This is a genomic window from Serinibacter salmoneus (assembly GCF_002563925.1).
Taxonomy (GTDB): Bacteria; Actinomycetota; Actinomycetes; order Actinomycetales; family Beutenbergiaceae; genus Serinibacter; species Serinibacter salmoneus.
The window spans coordinates 2,483,092-2,499,602 of sequence record NZ_PDJD01000001.1 but is presented as its reverse complement, the minus strand read 5'-3'; the positions used below and the strand labels follow the sequence as shown (position 1 = coordinate 2,499,602).

Genomic DNA, 16,511 nt, shown 5'->3' with positions numbered 1-16,511 from the left:
GGTTGGCAACTCCGTGAGGAGCTGGCCCCCTGATGCTGGAGCGCCCTGCGCGCGTTCCCGGGTGGAACGTGACCTATTCCTATGAGACGCCCGTGCGAGCCGCGCCGCAACTCGGGAGATCCCTGGCATCGGGAGAATGGCCGGCGCAGTGCCGCCCTTGCGCCCGGACCCCACCTCAGCCGGCGGCGCGCTCCTGCGCCGCGATCGCGCGCCGTGCCTCCGTGAGGCCCTCCACGACGCAGGCGCGCAGCACGCTGGGCGCGTCGCCGTTCGCCTCGAGCCACGACTGCGCACGCTCGACCACATCGGCGCCGGGTCGCCCGGCCGTCACCAGCGGGAAGGTCGCGTTCACCACGCGCTTGGCCACGTTCGGGGAGGTGGAGGCCCAGAAACCGCGCAGCGAGTCGAACCACTGCGGCACCAGGTCCACCAAGACCGCCGGGTCGCTGACCCGCATCAGCCCGCCGGCCACGGCGAACATCGTCGCGTTGGCCAGTTCCTCGCCGTCGGCCCCGATCAGGGAGCGCCACGCCGCGGCCTTCGCCTCGGGGGTCCCGACGGCGGCCCGCACCCCGGCCGCGCGGCGTCGCCCGGCCGCGGTGTCGTCCGCCGCTAGTGCCGCCGCGACGTCGGCCTCGCTCGCGGCCCCGCACGCCACTGCGCCCTGCAGGATCTCCCAGCGCAGGTCCACGTCCACGCTCACCCCGCCCACCGGGGACGTGCCCGCCAGCAGCGCCATCGCCCGCTCGCCCTGCGCCGTCGTCCCCATCACCGCGAGGTAGCCCCGCAGCAGCTGCAACTGCGCATCGCTGCCCTCGGCCGAGGCCAGCACCAGCGCCCACAGCGCGTCGGCCACCGAGGCTCGCACCTGCGCCGAGCGCGCGGGCGTCACGTACTGCGCCACCGCGGTGGCGAGGTGGCCGCAGGTCGCGGAGATCGTGGTGGAGTTCCCGGCCACGGCGAGGATCCCGAGCGCCGCCGGGAGGTAGTCCTCGGCGTCCAGGCGCCCGTCCCGCACGGCGTGCCACAGCGAGGTGAGCACCAGCGACTGCAGCATCGGGGCGGCCACCGCGCCCGGGTGCTGAAGCACCGTGGCGAGGGAGACCTCATCCAGCACCACCTTCGCGTAGGTGAGGTCGTCGTCGTTGACCATGAGCAGGTCCGGGCGCGCTCGGCCGGCGACGTTCGGCACCTCGCCGGCGCCGCCCGTCACCGAGACGTCCTCCACCCACTCCCGTTCCAGCACGCCCTCGCGCAGCGCGTAGCCGGCCACGTTCAGACGGTGGGAACGGTGCGGCTGCGGGGCGGGGATGCCCTCGCCGCTCGGCAGCGACTCGACCACCCGGATCGCGGCGAGCGCGCCGGACTCCTCCTGACTGATCTCGGCCGTCAGGGTGGACAGCCCTGCCGTGGCGAGCCACGCCGTCGACCATTCCCCGAGGTCACGCCCGGAAGCGCGCTCCAGCTCGGCCAGCAGCTCGGTGAGGGTGGCGTTCCCCTCCGCGTAGGCGCGCAGGTAGGCGCCGATCCCCGCGAAGAAGACCTCCTCGCCCAGGGTGTGGGCGAGCTGGCGCAGCACGGAGGCGCCCTTGGCGTAGGTGATCATGTCGAACGCGCCGGTGGTGGCCTCCACGCTCGGCACGTCCCCGATGACCGGGTGGGTGGTGGGGAGTTGGTCGATCCGGTAGGCCACGGACTTGCGGTGTACCCCGAAGGAGACCCAGGCATCGGCGTGCTCGGTGACGCGCTCCCCGGTCAGGGTGCCGGCGAACTCCGCGAAGGACTCGTTCAGCCACAGGTCGTCCCACCAGCGCATCGTCACCAGGTCGCCGAACCACATGTGGGCGAGCTCGTGCAGCACCACCACGGTGCGGAACTCCTCCTGCGCCTGGCTCGGGCGGGAGCGGAAGAGCAGGGAGTCCTCGGAGATGGTCACGCAGCCCACGTTCTCCATGGCGCCGAGGTTGTACTCCGGCACGTAGACCTGGTCGTAGGAGTCGTACGGGAACGGCACGCCCATCGCGGCCTCGTAGAACCGCAGGCCCGCCTGGGTCGCCTCGAAGACCTCCGCGGCGGCCAGGTGCTCGCGCAGCGCGGGGCGGCCCCACACCCGGGCGGGCACGGCGCCGGCCAGCGTCTCCAGGGTGGTCTCCTCGTAGGCGTACGGGCCGGCGACCACGGCCATCACGTAGGTGGACATCCGCGGGGTCTCGTCGAAGGACCAGCGGGCGACGGCGTCGCTCGACTCCGCCGCACTGCCGCCGTGGCCGGCGATCACCTCGGGCTCGGGGGAGCGGGCGTTGGAGATCACGGCCCAGCGGGCGGGGGCGAGCACGCCGAGCTGCCAGGACGCCTTGATGTCCGGCTGGTCGAAGCAGGCGAAGACCCGCCGCGCGTCCATCTCGGCGAACTGGGAGTACAGGTAGGTCTCGCCGTCGGCGGGGTCCACGAACCGGTGCAGGCCCTGCCCGGTGCGCACGTAGCGGCAGTCGGCCTCCACCACCACCTCATTCCGCTCGCCGAGGTCCGTCAGGGCGATCCGCCCGGCCGCCACGGCCTCGGCGGGCAGCGCTGCGCCGTTGAGGGTGACGCGGTGCACGCGGGCCGCGATGAGGTCCAGGAACGTGCTCGCACCCGGGGTGGCGAGGAAGCGCACGGTGGTGCGGGAGACGAACTCCTCGCCGCTGGCGGTGAGGTCGAGGTCGACGGCGTAGCTCACCTCGTGCACCACGCCCGCGCGGGTGGCGGCCTCCTCGCGGGTCAGATCGGCGATCGGGTCAGCGGGGGCGGGAGTGCTCGTCATGTCTCGATCATCTCAGGTGCTGGACGGTGGGTGGCCTAGTGACCGGTCCATTTTCGTACTACGCTGGTGTCGTACGTATTGGGGGTGTGGATGCGTGTCCGGGTACATCCGAGGGTGACCGCGAGGCACCCCAACGTCTCGCCGGCAGACGTGGTGGCCGCGTTCGAGGGAACCCTGCGGTCCCGGGCGCGAGACACGCACCCGGTGCAGTGGGTCGGCGTGGGTCCGGACAGCAACGGCCGGTTGCTGGAGTACATCGCGGTGGAAGTGGAGCCGGACGGCTGGCTCGTCTTCCACGCGATGGCCGTGACGAGGAAGGTGCTCGTCGAGGTGGGGCTAGGGAGGTAGCGACATGGGTAAGTACACCGACGTGAACGGCGCAGAGTTCACGGATGAGGACCTCGAGCGGTGGGCGGCACAGGCCGAGTCGAGCGCGGGGTACGAGGGGGAGCACCTCGGGCCCGCGGTTCCCGGGCGCCCCATCAGCGTCGGCGCGCAGGCGCGCCCCTTCACGCTGCGATTGGACGCCGCACGGCGCGCCAAGCTGGCCGACGCCGCGCGGTCGCGCAACACCACGCCGTCGCAGGTGATGCGGGACCTGATCGACAGTCTCTAGCGCTGCCCACGGGCGCAGTGAGACCACCCTGCGTCCGCCGCGGGCGGGATGGGGGTGTTCCCCTGGGAGGTGTCGCCGCGTCACAATGGCGTGATGCGCAGCATCTGGAAGGGATCGGTGGCCTTCGGCCTGGTGAACGTGCCGGTGAAGGTCTACTCCGCCACGGAGGACCACGACGTCTCCTTCCACCAGGTGCACGCCGAGGACGGCGGCCGGGTGCGCTACCAGCGCCGCTGCGAGGTCTGCGGTGAGGTGGTCTCCTACGACCAGATCGCCAAGGCCTACGACTCCGAGGACGGCCAGCGGGTGATCCTCACCGCGGAGGACTTCAAGAGCCTCCCCGAGGGCATCAAGCACGAGATCGAGGTACTGCAGTTCGTGCCGAACGAGCAGATCGACCCGATCCTGCTGGACAAGAGCTACTACCTGGAGCCGGACTCCCGCTCGCCCAAGGCCTACACCCTGCTGCGCCGCACCCTGCAGGAGACCGACCGCACCGCCGTCGTCCACTTCTCCCTGCGGCAGAAGACCAAGTTGGCCGCGCTGCGGGTGCGCGGCGACGTGCTCGTGGTGCAGACCATGATCTGGCCCGATGAGGTCCGCGAGGCCGAGTTCCCGGCGCTTCAGGAAGAGGCCGCCGTCACCGACAAGGAACTCGCGATGTCCGCCAGCCTCGTGGAGTCCATGGCGGAGGACTTCGACCCGAGCGCCTTCACCGACACCTACACCGCCGAGCTCAAGCAGCTGCTGGAGGACAAGCTCTCCGGCGGGGAGTCCTTCACGGCCACGGAGACCGAGGAGAAGGAGTCGGGCGACGTGGTGGACCTCGTGGCCGCGCTGCGCCGCAGCGTCGAGGAGCGCAAGCGGGCCCGCGAGGCCTCCTGACCCATGGCCGGCTCCACCGGTGGGGCGGGTCGGGGCGCGCAGGCCGTGCGCGTCGGCGAGCGCACCCTGCGGCTGACCAACCCGGACAAGGTGCTCTTCCCCGGCAGCGAACCGGGGGCGCTCGGTACCACCAAGGCCGAGCTGATCGACTACTACCTGCGCATCGCGCCGGTGCTGCTGCCGCACCTGGACGGGCGGATCGTCACCCGCAAGCGCTGGCCGCACGGAACCGCCGAGGGGCAGCAGCCCTTCTTCACCAAGAACCTCGACTCCGGCACCCCGGACTGGGTGCCGCGGGCCGCCGTCGTGCATCACCAGCGCACGAACACCTATCCGCTCCTGGAGGAGGAGGCGGCGCTGGCCTGGTGCGCCCAGCTCGGCAGCATCGAACTGCACGTGCCGCAGTGGCGGCTTCCGGAGGTGGTGCGCGCGGGCGAGGAGTCCTTCGTGCTGGACGGCGCGGACACCCGGCCCGACCGGCTCGTGGTGGACCTCGACCCCGGACCCGGCGTAGGCCTGGGGGAGTGCTGCGAGGTGGCGCTCGCGGCCCGGGAGCTGATGGCCGCCGTCGGCCTGACCTGCGTGCCGGTGACCTCCGGCAGCAAGGGCATCCACCTGTACGCGCATCTGCAGGACCTCGGCGCCGCCGAGGCGAGCGCGTTCGCGGCCGAACTGGCGAGCTCGCTCGCCTCCGAACTGCCACGGCTGGCGATCGTGCAGATGAAGCGCTCCCTGCGCGAGGGCAAGGTCTTCGTGGACCACACCCAGAACAACGCCGCCAAGACCACGGTCTCGCCCTACTCGGTGCGGGGCCGACTGGAACCCTGGGTAGCGGCGCCCCGCACCTGGGAGGAGATCGAGGCCGGCGGCCTGGGCCAGCTGCGGATCGAGGAGGTGCTGGAGCGCGCCGCGGACGGCGACCCCCTCGCCGCCCTCGCGCCCACCCCCACCCCGCCCCCGAACACCATTCGCGAGGCAGTTGTGCCGCCACCGCGAGGTGGTTCTGCAGGTTTCCCCGCTCGCACCACGTCCCCGGTCGCCGCCCGCCCGACCAGCCGGCGCCGCGCCCCCGAGCCGATGCTCGCCAGCGGCTACGACCCCCTCGCCGTCGACATCACCCCGCAGCGCTGGCGCCTGGAGCACAAGTGGGACGGCTACCGCGCCCTCGTCGTCCTCCCCGGGAGGCCCGACGGCGCCGCTCGCCTGGTCTCGCGCACCGGCCGGGAGATCGGGGCCGAGTTCCCCGAACTGCTCACGCCGCCGGAGCCGCTGGCCTCCCACGAGGGGGTGCTCGACGCCGAGATCGTGGCGCTCGCGGGCGACCAGGTGAGCTTCCACGCCCTGCAGCACCGCGACTCCCCGCCCCGGCCGCCGCTGCGCCTGGTGGTCTTCGACGTGCTCGAGCTCGACGGCGTGGACCTCACCGGCCAACCGCTTGCCGCCCGCGCGGAGGTCCTGTCCGCACTCGACCTCCCCACCGCCCTCCCCGCACGCGGTGAGGGCCTTCCCGAGGGCGAGGGCGGGTGGCTCGCCAGCCCGGCCCTGCCCGGCAGCCTCGCCGATGCGCTCGAGGCGAGCCACGCCGTCGGCGGGGAGGGCGTGATGGCCAAGCGGCTGGACTCCCGCTACCTGCCCGGACGGCGCAGTCCGGCCTGGGTGAAGGTGAAGCACCAGGCCGAGGCGCGCGTCGTCGTCGGTGGCTGGCGGCCGGGGCAGGGTCGGCGCGAGGGCGGCATCGGATCGCTGCTGCTCGGCATCGCGGGGGAGGGGGACCACCTGCGGTATGTCGGGAAGGTCGGGACCGGGTTCACTGACGCGGAACTGGACCGGTTGCTCGCGCTGCTGGAGCCGCTGCGTGAGGATGCCAACCCGTTCACCACCCCGGTCCCGGATCCGGAGGCCCGGGTGGCGGTGTGGGTGCGGCCCGAGGTGACCGGTGAGGTCACCTTCGACTCCTGGACGCCCGACGGCGTGCTGCGCGCCGCCCGGTGGCGCGGCCTGGCGTAGCCCTCGGGTGGGCGCAGGCCATGCGGCGATCGTGTGCAGAGTTCGCGCACAACCGGACCACGCGGGGCGTCTCCAGGGAATCTCCAGGATCGTGGCCGTATCGTTATCCGCCATGGATTCGACGCGCGCGCTGCCGACGTCGGCCGGCCACCCAGGCTCCGCCGGGCCGGTCGGCCACCGTGGTGTGCCCACGGCTACCGGCTCCGGCACTCCCGGCACTCCCGGGCCGTCGTGGGGGCCGGGTTCTCCGGTGAGCGATCTCTCCCCGACTCCACCGGCCACCCGCTGGCTGTTCGCCCTGCTGGGTGGACTCGTGAGCATGGCCGTGGTGGTGGGCCTGGCCGCGGTGTTCGTCAACACCACTCCCGGGCAATGGGTCGAGCAGGTCGCACTGCGCGGCAGCGAACTGGGCCGTGAGAGCGTGCAACCGCTGACCAGGTTCGTGCTCGGACTCGTCTCTGTCCCCTTCCTCCTGGCCGGCGCCGCTGCGTGCGCGGCAGTGGCTCTGGTGCGGCGCCGTTGGGGCGACGCGATCCGTGTCGCCGTGATCGTGGGCGGGGCCAACCTGACCACCCAGGTCCTCAAGGACGTGATCGAGCGCCCCGCACTGCTCGAGGAGTGGAAGGGGATGGCCTCCTATCCCTCCGGGCACACCACGGTTGCGGCCTCGCTCGCCGCTGTGGCGCTCCTGGTCGCTCCGCGCGTGGCGCGACCCGCCGTCGCGCTGGTCGGGGCCGGATACATGATCGCGACCGGCGTGGCGACCGTCTCCCTGGCGTGGCATCGACCCTCCGACGTGGTGGGCGCGTTCGCCGTCGTCACGGCCTGGTCGTTGCTGGCGATGATCCCCACCCGCGGCGCGAGGGCAGACGGTGAGCCGGGGACAGCCGGGCGCGTCGTGGTCGGGTGGCTGCTGGGCGCGCTTGCCGTGGCGGGTCTGGCCATCGGGGCGGTGGCGGCGTTCGTCGCCGCGAACGCCGCGGCCGGGGCACCGGCGGATGCCTCCGCGACCACGTACTACCTCGCCTACCTCTCCTCGAGCCTCGGCATCGTGGGAGCGGGCTGCCTGGCGCAGTGGGCGTTGCTGCTCGCTCGGCGCTGAGACGGCACCCTCGGGTGGGCGCGGGAGCCGTGCCCGTGCCCGTCGTGTCCACACCGCGCGGAGCGATCCGGTTGCACGATCCCCATCGTCGCGATGTACCGTGCGCACAACCCCACCGAGCGCGGAAGGTCGCACGTTGTCCACGTCCCAGAAGCTTGTGATCGTCGAGTCCCCCACCAAGGCGCGCACCATCGCGCCCTTCCTCGGGTCGGACTACGAGGTCGAGGCGAGCGTCGGCCACATCCGTGATCTGCCGCAGCCCAGTGAGTTGCCCGCCGAGATGAAGAAGGGGCCGTACAAGAAGTTCGCGGTCGATGTGGAGAACGGGTTCGACCCGTACTACGTGGTCGACGCGGGCAAGAAGAAGAAGGTCGCCGAGCTCAAGCGGCTGCTCAAGGACGCCGACGAGCTCTACCTCGCCACCGATGAGGACCGCGAGGGCGAGGCCATTGCCTGGCACCTCCTGGAGGTCCTCAAGCCCAAGGTGCCGGTCAAGCGCATGGTCTTCCACGAGATCACCCGCGAGGCCATCCAGCGCGCCCTGACCAACACCCGCGAGCTCGACACCCGGCTGGTGGACGCGCAGGAGACCCGCCGCATCCTGGACCGCCTCTACGGCTACGAGGTCTCCCCGGTGCTGTGGCGCAAGGTCGGCCCGGGCCTCTCCGCCGGCCGCGTGCAGTCCGTGGCCACCCGCCTGGTGGTCGAGCGCGAGCGCGAGCGGATGGCCTTCCGCAGTGCCACCTACTGGGACGTGACCGGCACGTTCACCGGAGGCCGCGGCGAGACCGAGGGCACCGCGTTCACCGCACGCCTGGCCTCCCTGGACGGCCGCCGGGTGGCCACCGGCCGCGACTTCGATGACGCCGGCCAACTGAAGTCGCGCGAGGTGGCCCATCTCGATGCCACCGCAGCCGAGGCGCTGGTGGGGGCGTTGACCGAGGCGAGTTTCGCCGTCGTGGGCGTGGACACCAAGCCCTACACGCGCCGTCCGGCCGCCCCGTTCACCACCTCCACCCTGCAGCAGGAGGCCAGCCGCAAGCTGCGGATGAACAGCCGGGCGACCATGCGCACCGCGCAGTCGCTGTACGAGAACGGCTACATCACCTACATGCGTACCGACTCCACCACGCTGTCCGCGGAGGCGATCTCCGCGGCGCGTCGGCAGGCGGCCGACCTGTACGGCCCGGAGTACGTGCCCGAGAAGCCCCGCGTGTACGCGAACAAGTCCAAGAACGCCCAGGAGGCGCACGAGGCGATCCGCCCCGCGGGGGACTCCTTCCGCACCCCCGCGCAGGTGGCGGGCGCCCTTTCCGGCGACGAGTTCAAGCTGTATGAGTTGATCTGGAAGCGCACCGTCGCCTCCCAAATGGCCGACGCCAAGGGGTCGACCGCGTCGATCCGCCTCGGAGCGAGCACGACGGCGCAGGTCACCTCCGGTGAGGCGGCGGCGCTCCCGCTGGACCTCGCCCCGGGCGCCACCGCCGAGTTCACCGCGTCGGGCACCGTCATCACCTTCCGCGGATTCCTCGCCGCGTACGAGGAGGGTCGCGACGCCGGTCGCTACGAGGACGGCGCCGGTGCAGCCGGCTCGAGCAAGGGCGAGGCCCGGCTGCCGGACCTGGAGAAGGGCGACGACGTCGCCTCCAGCGACCTCACGGCCGCCGGCCACGAGACCTCCCCGCCGCCGCGCTACACCGAGGCGTCCCTCACCGCGGCGCTTGAGGAACGCGGCATCGGCCGCCCCTCCACCTACGCGGCGACGATCTCGGTGATCGTGGACCGCGGCTACGTGCTGCGGCGCGGGCAGGCGCTCGTGCCGAGCTGGCTGGCGTTCTCGGTGGTCCGCCTGCTGGAGGAGCACTTCGGCTCGCTCGTGGACTACGACTTCACCGCCGCGATGGAATCCGACCTGGACCGCATCGCGGCCGGCACCCAGGACCGCGTGGAGTGGCTGACGCGGTTCTACTACGGCGACGGTGCCCGCTCGCAGGAGACCGGCATGGCCGTGGCCGAGGTGACCGGGGAGGACCTGGGCCGCGTGGAGAAGGCCGGGCTCAGCCGGTTGGTGGAGAACCTCGGGGACATCGACGCCCGCGCCATCAACTCCATCGACGTGGGTGACGGCATCACGCTGCGCGTGGGCCGCTACGGGCCCTACCTCGAGGGAGCGGGCTCGGACGGCAGCGCGCTGCGCGCCTCGGTGCCGGACGACGTCGCCCCCGATGAGCTCACCCCGGCCAAGGCCCGGGAGATCCTGGAGACGCGCTCCGACGGCGACATCGAGCTCGGCGAGGACCCGGAGACCGGTCGCCAGATCGTCGCGAAGAACGGACGCTACGGGCCGTATGTGACCGAGGTGATCCCGGACCCGCCGGCGGCCGCGGAGACGGCGCCCGCCGAGGGTGAGAAGCCGAAGGCGCGCAAGAAGGCGCCGGCCAAGCCGAAGCCGCGGACCTCCTCGCTGTTCGCCTCGATGTCCCTGGAGACCCTCACGCTGGAGCAGGCGCTGCGGCTGCTGACGCTGCCGCGCGTGGTGGGAACCGACCCGGAGTCGGGCGAGGAGATCACCGCGCAGAACGGCCGGTACGGGCCCTACCTGAAGAAGGGCACGGACTCCCGATCGCTGGAGACCGAGGACCAGATCTTCGACATCACCCTGGAGCAGGCGCTGGCGATCTACTCCCAGCCCAAGCAGCGCCGCGGGCAGCGCGCCGCCGCCGCGCCGCTGCGTGAACTCGGCACCGACCCGGTCTCGGAGAAGCCCGTGGTGGTCAAGGACGGGCGGTTCGGTCCGTACGTCACCGACGGCACCACCAACGCCACGCTGCGTAAGGACGACTCGGTCGAGGCGATCACGCCGGAGCGCGGGTTCGAACTGCTGGCGGAGAAGCGCGCCAAGGGGCCGGCGAAGCGCCCGGCCTCGCGGTCGCGCAGCACCGCCGCGAAGAAGACGCCCGCCAAGAAGGCACCGGCGAAGAAGGCGGCTCCGAAGAAGTCCTGACGCGCTCGGTGCGGCTCGCCTCGCTGAGGGCGAGCGGCCGCGCCCGGCCTGGGCCTCGCTGTGGGCGGTGGACCCCTCGCTGTGGGCGAGCCGCCGCGCCCGGCGTCGGCCTCGCTGTGGGAGGTGGGCCCCTCGCTGAGGGAGGTCGACTTGGTCCTTTGGCTCTCGGCGAGCCTTGCTGCGTCCCGCTGACCTGTAACAACGTCCGCTCGGGCGGACAACAGAGAGCGGTGCTTCCTCCCTCAGCGAGGGGTTCACCTCCCTCAGCGAGGGGTTCGCGGCGCGTTGTCCGTCAGCGCCGACGCGGGGCGAACCCCGGAGGTCGCACTCCACGGGACGATCGGCCCCATCGTCCGACGGACTTCGCTGGCGTCGAGGCCGGTGAGATGACGCCATCCCGTCGCGAACGACGACGGTGCGGTCCACGACTCGCGCTCGTGCTGGAGGAACCTGAGGAACTCACCGGGAAGATCCGGGCGCGGGCGCACGGGAGCGAGCCGGAGCGCCTCGCACACCGGGGTGATCTCGCGCTGGATACGTGCCGGGTCGCAGTCCTCGAATGCGAACCGCATTGTCGGGAACCCGTACCGCAGAGCCTGGCGATCACGGCGTCGGTCCTGTTTGAAGGCTCGCCGATCACTGTGGAACTGGAAGCCGTCGAGCTCGACAATGAGCGCACCCTCCACCACGAAGTCGACCTCACCCACACCGGGGACCACGGGTGCGGCAGCAACCGCGAAACCGCTCCTGCGCAGGTGGAGGCGCACCGCGGTCTCGATCGGCGAACGCGCTCGACCGTCCACGTCGAGTCGGAGCGCCGCCGCGCGAGCGGGGCGTCTCTTGCGGACCCGGGCGAGCACGTCGTCCAGGAGTTCCTGCCCGTGTCGGTGAGTCAACCGATCCAGAATGGCAACGGCGGAGTCGTACGACTGGCACTGTGCCGCGCGGGCTGCCGCATCCTGGAGGCACACGAGCCGAAGGTCGCCGCGTCGTGTGGCGTGCTCGTAGTGCACGCGCACCCCTGTCTGATGGTCCCGGTGTCCCCGCGACGGTGGCGCCGAGAGGTGCGGGCCGACCGCATTGCCCCTCGGGATCTCCTTGTCGTACACGCGGAGGGCAGACACGCACGAGACGAGCGTGTTGGAGAGGACCGCGGCCACGAGGTCGGCCGGCGCTCCAGGGACCGCGTAGCAACCGCGTGCCGGTTGCGTCAGAATGCCGTGTGCGACGAGGCGGTTCAGTTCGTACCGAGAGGCTCCGATCTCGGAGAAGCGCGCGGCGCCTCCCAAGTGCTGAATGCGCTCGAGCGGTGTCATGCGCAGGAACCTAGCGCCGACCGCGACACCTCTGCTGGCGCCCTGTGGACAACTCCGAGGCCGGTGACCCGCCGAAGAGGTCGGGGCAGCCCTCGCTAGAGGAGGTAGACCCCTCGCTCAGGGAGGTGAACACGCGTGGATGCGGCGCCAATCGCAGCCCCAAGATCCCCCTGACCTGCGGCGACTCCGCCAGGGGCCGGCGACGGAGAGCGGTGCTTCCTCCCTGAGCGAGGGGTCCACCTCCCTGAGCGAGGGCGGGCGCAGCGCGGCGCGCGGCCGGGTGCGGCGCGGCCGCCCGGCGTAGGCTCGCGGGTATGACCGCCGATGCCGCCGCCCTCCTGCACACACCCGCCGACTACCCCGACCCCGCGGCCGCGCCCGCGCTGCGGTGGGGCATCCTCGGAGCAGGAGGCATCGCGCGGAAGTTCGCCACCGACATCCCCGCCCACACCGCCTCCACCATCGCGGCCATCGGCTCCCGTGACCTCGGCCGCGCGCAGGCCTTCGCGGCCGAGATGCAGGTCCCGCAGGCCTACGGCTCGTATGAGGACCTCGTCGCGGACCCGAGCCTGGACGCGATCTACATCGCCACCCCGCACTCCGAGCACCGCGACAACGCCCTGCTCGCGCTGCGCGCAGGCAAGCCGGTGCTCATCGAGAAGGCCGTCACCCGCAACGCCGCCGAGGCGCGCGAGGTGTTCGACGCCGCAGCCTCCGCAGGCCTGTTCGCGATGGAGGCGATGTGGGCCCGGTTCCTGCCGCACTACCGGGCCAGCGTGGACGCGGTCACCTCGGGGGTGATCGGCGAGGTCATCGGCGCGTTCGCCACCCACGGCCAGCACCTCGTGTTCGGCCCCGAGCACCGCCTGTGGAACCCGGCGCTTGCGGGCGGCGCCCTGCTGGACCTCGGCGTCTACCCGGTCTCCTTCGCCCACGCCCACCTCGGCGTCCCGGACGAGATCCACGCCCACGGCCGGCTCTCGGACCTCGGCGTGGACACCGACGAGACCGTGATCCTGCGCTACGGCGACCGCACGACGGCGATGCTGCAGTCCTCGATGGAGTCCGCCATGGTCAATTCCGCCTCGATCGCCGGCACCCGCGGGCGACTCGACCTCGCGCGCACCTTCTACGCTCCGAGCGCCACCGAACTGACCCTGAACGACGGCACGAGCACCCGGGTGACCTCCGAGCACGTCACCGGGGGCTTCGAGTTCGAGGCCGCCGAAGCCGCCCGCTGCATTGCCGCCGGTGAGCAGTCCTCGCCGCTGATGACCTGGCAGGCCTCCGTGGAGGTCATGCAGATCATGGACACCATCCGCGAGCAGCTCGGCGTGACCTACCCGGGGGAGTAGGGAGGCAACCGCGCGATGGCCGACCTGACGCTGCGGCGCCGCGCCCGCATCCGGCAATGGGTGGACACCTTCTGCTTCGTGTTCGCGGGCCTCGCGGCGGTCTGGCTCGCGATCCTGCTGCTCTCGGACACCTGGAGTCTGGGCTGGTTCAGCGGGTTCGGCCTGCTCGCTTTCTGGGGGCTGCTGGCCTACCTCGTGCTGCCCAGGCTCACGCGCATCATCACCAGCATCTACACCCCGGACTACTTCATCGGGCGCGCCCGCACGAGCGACGGCCTGCTCGGCGACCCGATCAACCTCGCGGTCCTGGGGTCGCAGGAGGCGCTGCACGAGGTGATGACCAGGGCCGGGTGGACCCGCGCCGATGAGGTGTCCCTGGCCACGAGCTGGCGCATCATCACCTCCACGCTGACGCGGCGCAGTTACAGCGAGGCCCCGGTCAGCCCGTTGTACCTGTTCGGTCGCATCCAGGACGTCGCCTATCAGCAGGAGGTCGACGGCAACCCCGCCAAGCGCCACCACGTGCGGTTCTGGCGGTGCCCGCCGGGCTGGCTCCTGCCGGGCGGCACCCGGGTGGACTGGCTCGCGGCCGGCACCTTCGACCGCGCCGTCGGCCTCTCGCTGTTCACCCTGCAGGTGACGCACAAGATCGAGGCGGACATCGACGTCGAACGCGATCACATCGTGGCCACCGTGCTGCGCGGGGCGCCGGAGACCCGCATCCACCTGCTGAAGGACTTCTCCACCGGCTACCACTCCCGCAACGGCGGCGGTGACTCCGTCCACACCGACGGCGACCTGCCGGTCATCGTGCTCCCGAGCGCGCGGGGCGAGGAGCCGCACCCGGCACCCACCGGATCGCAGGTGGTGGAGGTGCACGCCGTGGCACCCGAGCGCGAGGCCGCGATCGCCGACATGGTGCGTGGCGAGCACACCGGCAAGCGCGGCGCCTTCGAGGACCCCCGCGCGGAGGAGGTCGAGAGCGAGGTGGCGCAGCGGCGGGCGGACGCCGCGCCGAGCGACGACGCCACCGGCCCGGCCACGCCGCCACCCGGCCGCCCGTCCACCATCGTCTTCGGCGTGGTGACGGCGTTCCTGCGGGCAGCGGCCATCCTCGGCTTCGTCCTGTACCTCGCGATCACCGGGGAGGAGGGCCTGCGGGCGATGCTCGAGTCCCTGGGCGCGGACGCCTCCTTCGACGCCGACCCCACCACCTGGTCGGTCCTGCTGATCCTCGGCGCACTCTCCGCCCTGGTGCCGGCCGCCTTCGGCGTGGCGGTGCTGCGCGGGGTGGACGGCGCGCGCCTCATCATCCTGGTGGCGGGCTGCGTCTCGATCTCGAGCCAGTTCGTGGCCTGGTGGTCCGGTGGGGTGCGGATCGAGTTCGGCCTGTCGTTGATGGTCCTGGCGATGGACATCCTCACGCTGCTCGCGCTGTCGGGGAAGCCGGCCCGGGAGTTCTGCCGCCGGCCCCGCCCGGCCCGCCCACGCCGTCGCGCACCCGCCACTACCCTGGGCGGGTGAGCAGCACAGCGCACCCCGGCGTCTTCGTCTCCTTCGAGGGGGGCGACGGCGCAGGCAAGTCGACCCAGTCCCGTCTCCTGGGGGAGTGGGTCGAGCGGGAGTTCGGGCGCGAGGTGGTCCGCACCCGGGAGCCGGGTGGCACCGCCATGGGCCTGCAGTTGCGCCAGCTCGTGCTGCACGGGGAGGACGTGGACCCGCGCACCGAGGCCCTGTTGTACGCCACCGACCGCGCACACCACGTGGCCTCCTTGGTGCGGCCGGCCCTGGAGCGCGGTGCCGTGGTCATCACCGACCGTTACCTCGACTCCTCGCTGGCCTACCAGGCGGGTGGCCGCGAACTGGGGATGGAGGAGTTGCGGGACCTGCAGATGTGGGCGGTGGGTGGTCTACTGCCCGATGTGACGATCCTGCTCGATCTCGACCCCGCCCTGCTGCCACAGCGACTGACCGGCGCCCCGGACCGGTTGGAGCGCTCCGGGGAGGAGTTCCACCGCCGCACCCGGGATGCCTATCTGGGCCTGGCCGTCGCCGAGCCGCAGCGCTGGACGGTGCTGGAGGCGAACCGGCCGATCGACCACCTCGCCGTGCAGGTGCGCGAGCGGGTGGCGCCGCTGCTGGGGTCGGCATGAACGCCGATGTGGCGGCCGCGCCCGAGGCGGACGTCTGGGCCGATGTGGTCGGCCAGCCCGACGCGGTCCGCGTGCTGCGACGCGCGGCCACCGACCCCGCCTCGATGACCCATGCCTGGCTCATCACCGGTCCGCCCGGGTCGGGCCGCTCCGTCGCGGCCCGCGCCTTCGCGGCCGCGCTGGTGGGCGGGGAGGGCGACGACGCAGCCTCCCTGGCCACGCGCCGTCGGGTTCTCGCGGGCAACCACCCGGACGTGCGCGTGGTCGCCACGGACAAGACGATCATCACGGTCGCCGAGGTGCGCGACCTGGTCACCCTCGCCCAGCGCACCCCGGGGGAGGGGGAGTGGCGCGTCATCGTGGTGGAGGACGCCGATCGGATCGTGGAGCGCAGCGCGAACGCCCTGCTGAAGTCCATCGAGGAGCCGCCGGCGCGGACCGTGTGGGTGCTGTGCGCCCCCAGTGAGCGCGACGTGATCACCACCATCCGCTCCCGGTGCCGGCACCTGTCCCTGCGCATCCCCCCGGCCCAGGCCGTGGCGGACCTGCTGGTGCGGAGGCACGGGATCGAGCCGGAGGCGGCCCTGACCGCGGCGCGAGCCGCGCAGAGCCACATCGGGCTCGCGACGTCCCTCGCGCTGAACCCGCCCGCGCGGGAGCGGCGCGACCGGGTCCTGGAGATCGCCGCGCGGGTGCGCGGGGTCGGGGACGCGGTGCTCGGGGCGGCGGAGCTCGTGGAGGTCGCCACCGCGCAGGCGAGTGCCTCCCAGACGGAGCGTGACGCCCTCGAGCGCGCCGAACTCATGCGGGCGCTCGGCGCGGATGCGGAGTCCGGCACCCTGCCCCCGGCGGTGCGCAGTCAGATCCGCCAGCTCGAGGAGGACCAGAAGCGCCGCGCCAAGCGCGCGGTCGTGGACGGGCTGGACCGCGCGATGACCGACCTGCTGTCCTTCTACCGCGACGTGCTCGCGCTGCAGGTCTCCGCGGACGTGCCGGTGGTCAACGCCGCCCAGGCCGGTGACGTGCGCGCGGTGGCCGAGGCGAGCAGCCCGGAGCAGTCGCTGCGGCGGATGGACGCGATCGCCACGGCCCGCACCCGGTTGGCGGGCAACGTCGCGCCGCTGCTGGCCGTCGAGGCGATGATGGTGGCGCTGCGCCCCCAGGGCTGAGCGGGTGGGTCCTGGAGGGTGAGACGCCCCGGTTCGGCATGCCGCCGCCGCGCCGACGCGGCACAATGAGCGCGGTCGATCCCCCACGCAAAGGAGCCGTC

General features: G+C 72.4%; 12 protein-coding genes. 10 read left to right on the top strand and 2 right to left on the bottom strand.

Translation table 11 applies throughout. The features are described 5' to 3' along the window. Positions 1–175: 175 nt before the first annotated feature. Positions 176–2,803 (bottom strand): aminopeptidase N, encoded by a 2,628-nt coding sequence (gene pepN / locus ATL40_RS11190; protein WP_098469599.1) that lies wholly within the window; start codon positions 2,801–2,803, stop codon positions 176–178. Between the two features lie 114 nt (positions 2,804–2,917). On the opposite strand from pepN, the gene ATL40_RS11185 reads away from it, so the two are divergent. From ATL40_RS11185 to topA, 6 genes are all read left to right on the top strand, one after another. Continuing rightward, positions 2,918–3,151, top strand: coding sequence for a hypothetical protein (locus ATL40_RS11185; protein ID WP_245867025.1), 234 nt, complete (start codon positions 2,918–2,920; stop codon positions 3,149–3,151). 4 nt (positions 3,152–3,155) lie between these two features. Further along, positions 3,156–3,419: a DNA polymerase II gene (locus tag ATL40_RS11180; RefSeq protein ID WP_098469598.1), complete on the top strand. Its 264-nt coding sequence runs from the start codon at positions 3,156–3,158 to the stop codon at positions 3,417–3,419. Positions 3,420–3,512: 93 nt separating this feature from the next. Further along, positions 3,513–4,304, top strand: a complete 792-nt coding sequence (gene ku, locus ATL40_RS11175; protein WP_098470456.1) for a non-homologous end joining protein Ku — start codon at positions 3,513–3,515, stop codon at positions 4,302–4,304. A gap of 3 nt (positions 4,305–4,307) precedes the next feature. Further along, positions 4,308–6,311: a non-homologous end-joining DNA ligase gene (gene ligD, locus ATL40_RS11170; protein ID WP_098469597.1), complete on the top strand. Its 2,004-nt coding sequence runs from the start codon at positions 4,308–4,310 to the stop codon at positions 6,309–6,311. A gap of 250 nt (positions 6,312–6,561) precedes the next feature. Further along, the gene (locus tag ATL40_RS11165; protein ID WP_169925948.1) at positions 6,562–7,413 is read left to right on the top strand and encodes a phosphatase PAP2 family protein; all 852 of its coding nucleotides are present in this window, start codon (positions 6,562–6,564) and stop codon (positions 7,411–7,413) included. Positions 7,414–7,549: 136 nt separating this feature from the next. Next, entirely contained in the window at positions 7,550–10,417 is a 2,868-nt protein-coding gene (topA, locus tag ATL40_RS11160; protein ID WP_098469595.1) for a type I DNA topoisomerase, read from the top strand. Between the two features lie 263 nt (positions 10,418–10,680). Here topA and ATL40_RS14775 read toward each other — a convergent pair whose 3' ends face one another. Then, positions 10,681–11,313, bottom strand: coding sequence for a DUF559 domain-containing protein (locus ATL40_RS14775; RefSeq protein WP_143556952.1), 633 nt, complete (start codon positions 11,311–11,313; stop codon positions 10,681–10,683). Positions 11,314–12,047: 734 nt separating this feature from the next. Here ATL40_RS14775 and ATL40_RS11150 point away from each other — a divergent pair. From ATL40_RS11150 to ATL40_RS11135, 4 genes are read left to right on the top strand one after another with little or no spacing between them, the layout of a single operon-like run. Continuing rightward, positions 12,048–13,088 carry a Gfo/Idh/MocA family protein gene (locus ATL40_RS11150; protein ID WP_098469593.1) on the top strand — a complete coding sequence of 347 codons (1,041 nt, stop codon included), beginning with the start codon at positions 12,048–12,050 and terminating at the stop codon, positions 13,086–13,088. A 15-nt stretch (positions 13,089–13,103) separates the two neighbouring features. After that, complete coding sequence (locus tag ATL40_RS11145) at positions 13,104–14,612, top strand: LssY C-terminal domain-containing protein (protein ID WP_098469592.1); 1,509 nt, start codon at positions 13,104–13,106, stop codon at positions 14,610–14,612. Beyond that, positions 14,609–15,241, top strand: a complete 633-nt coding sequence (gene tmk, locus ATL40_RS11140) for a dTMP kinase (protein WP_098469591.1) — start codon at positions 14,609–14,611, stop codon at positions 15,239–15,241. Before ATL40_RS11145 ends, tmk begins: the two co-directional genes overlap by 4 nt. Beyond that, a complete protein-coding gene (locus ATL40_RS11135) occupies positions 15,238–16,410 on the top strand; it encodes a DNA polymerase III subunit delta' (RefSeq protein WP_098469590.1) in 1,173 nt (390 codons plus the stop codon). Before tmk ends, ATL40_RS11135 begins: the two co-directional genes overlap by 4 nt. Positions 16,411–16,511: the final 101 nt, after the last annotated feature.

Bases quoted from the DNA above. Each gene is read 5' to 3' on its own strand.
- ATL40_RS11150 (WP_098469593.1), top strand. From the start codon at position 12,048: ATGACCGCCGATGCCGCCGCCCTCCTGCACACACCCGCCGACTACCCC.
- ku (WP_098470456.1), top strand. From the start codon at position 3,513: ATGCGCAGCATCTGGAAGGGATCGGTGGCCTTCGGCCTGGTGAACGTG.
- ATL40_RS11180 (WP_098469598.1), top strand. From the start codon at position 3,156: ATGGGTAAGTACACCGACGTGAACGGCGCAGAGTTCACGGATGAGGAC.
- pepN (WP_098469599.1), bottom strand. From the start codon at position 2,803: ATGACGAGCACTCCCGCCCCCGCTGACCCGATCGCCGATCTGACCCGC.
- ATL40_RS11135 (WP_098469590.1), top strand. From the start codon at position 15,238: ATGAACGCCGATGTGGCGGCCGCGCCCGAGGCGGACGTCTGGGCCGAT.
- ATL40_RS11145 (WP_098469592.1), top strand. From the start codon at position 13,104: ATGGCCGACCTGACGCTGCGGCGCCGCGCCCGCATCCGGCAATGGGTG.
- ligD (WP_098469597.1), top strand. From the start codon at position 4,308: ATGGCCGGCTCCACCGGTGGGGCGGGTCGGGGCGCGCAGGCCGTGCGC.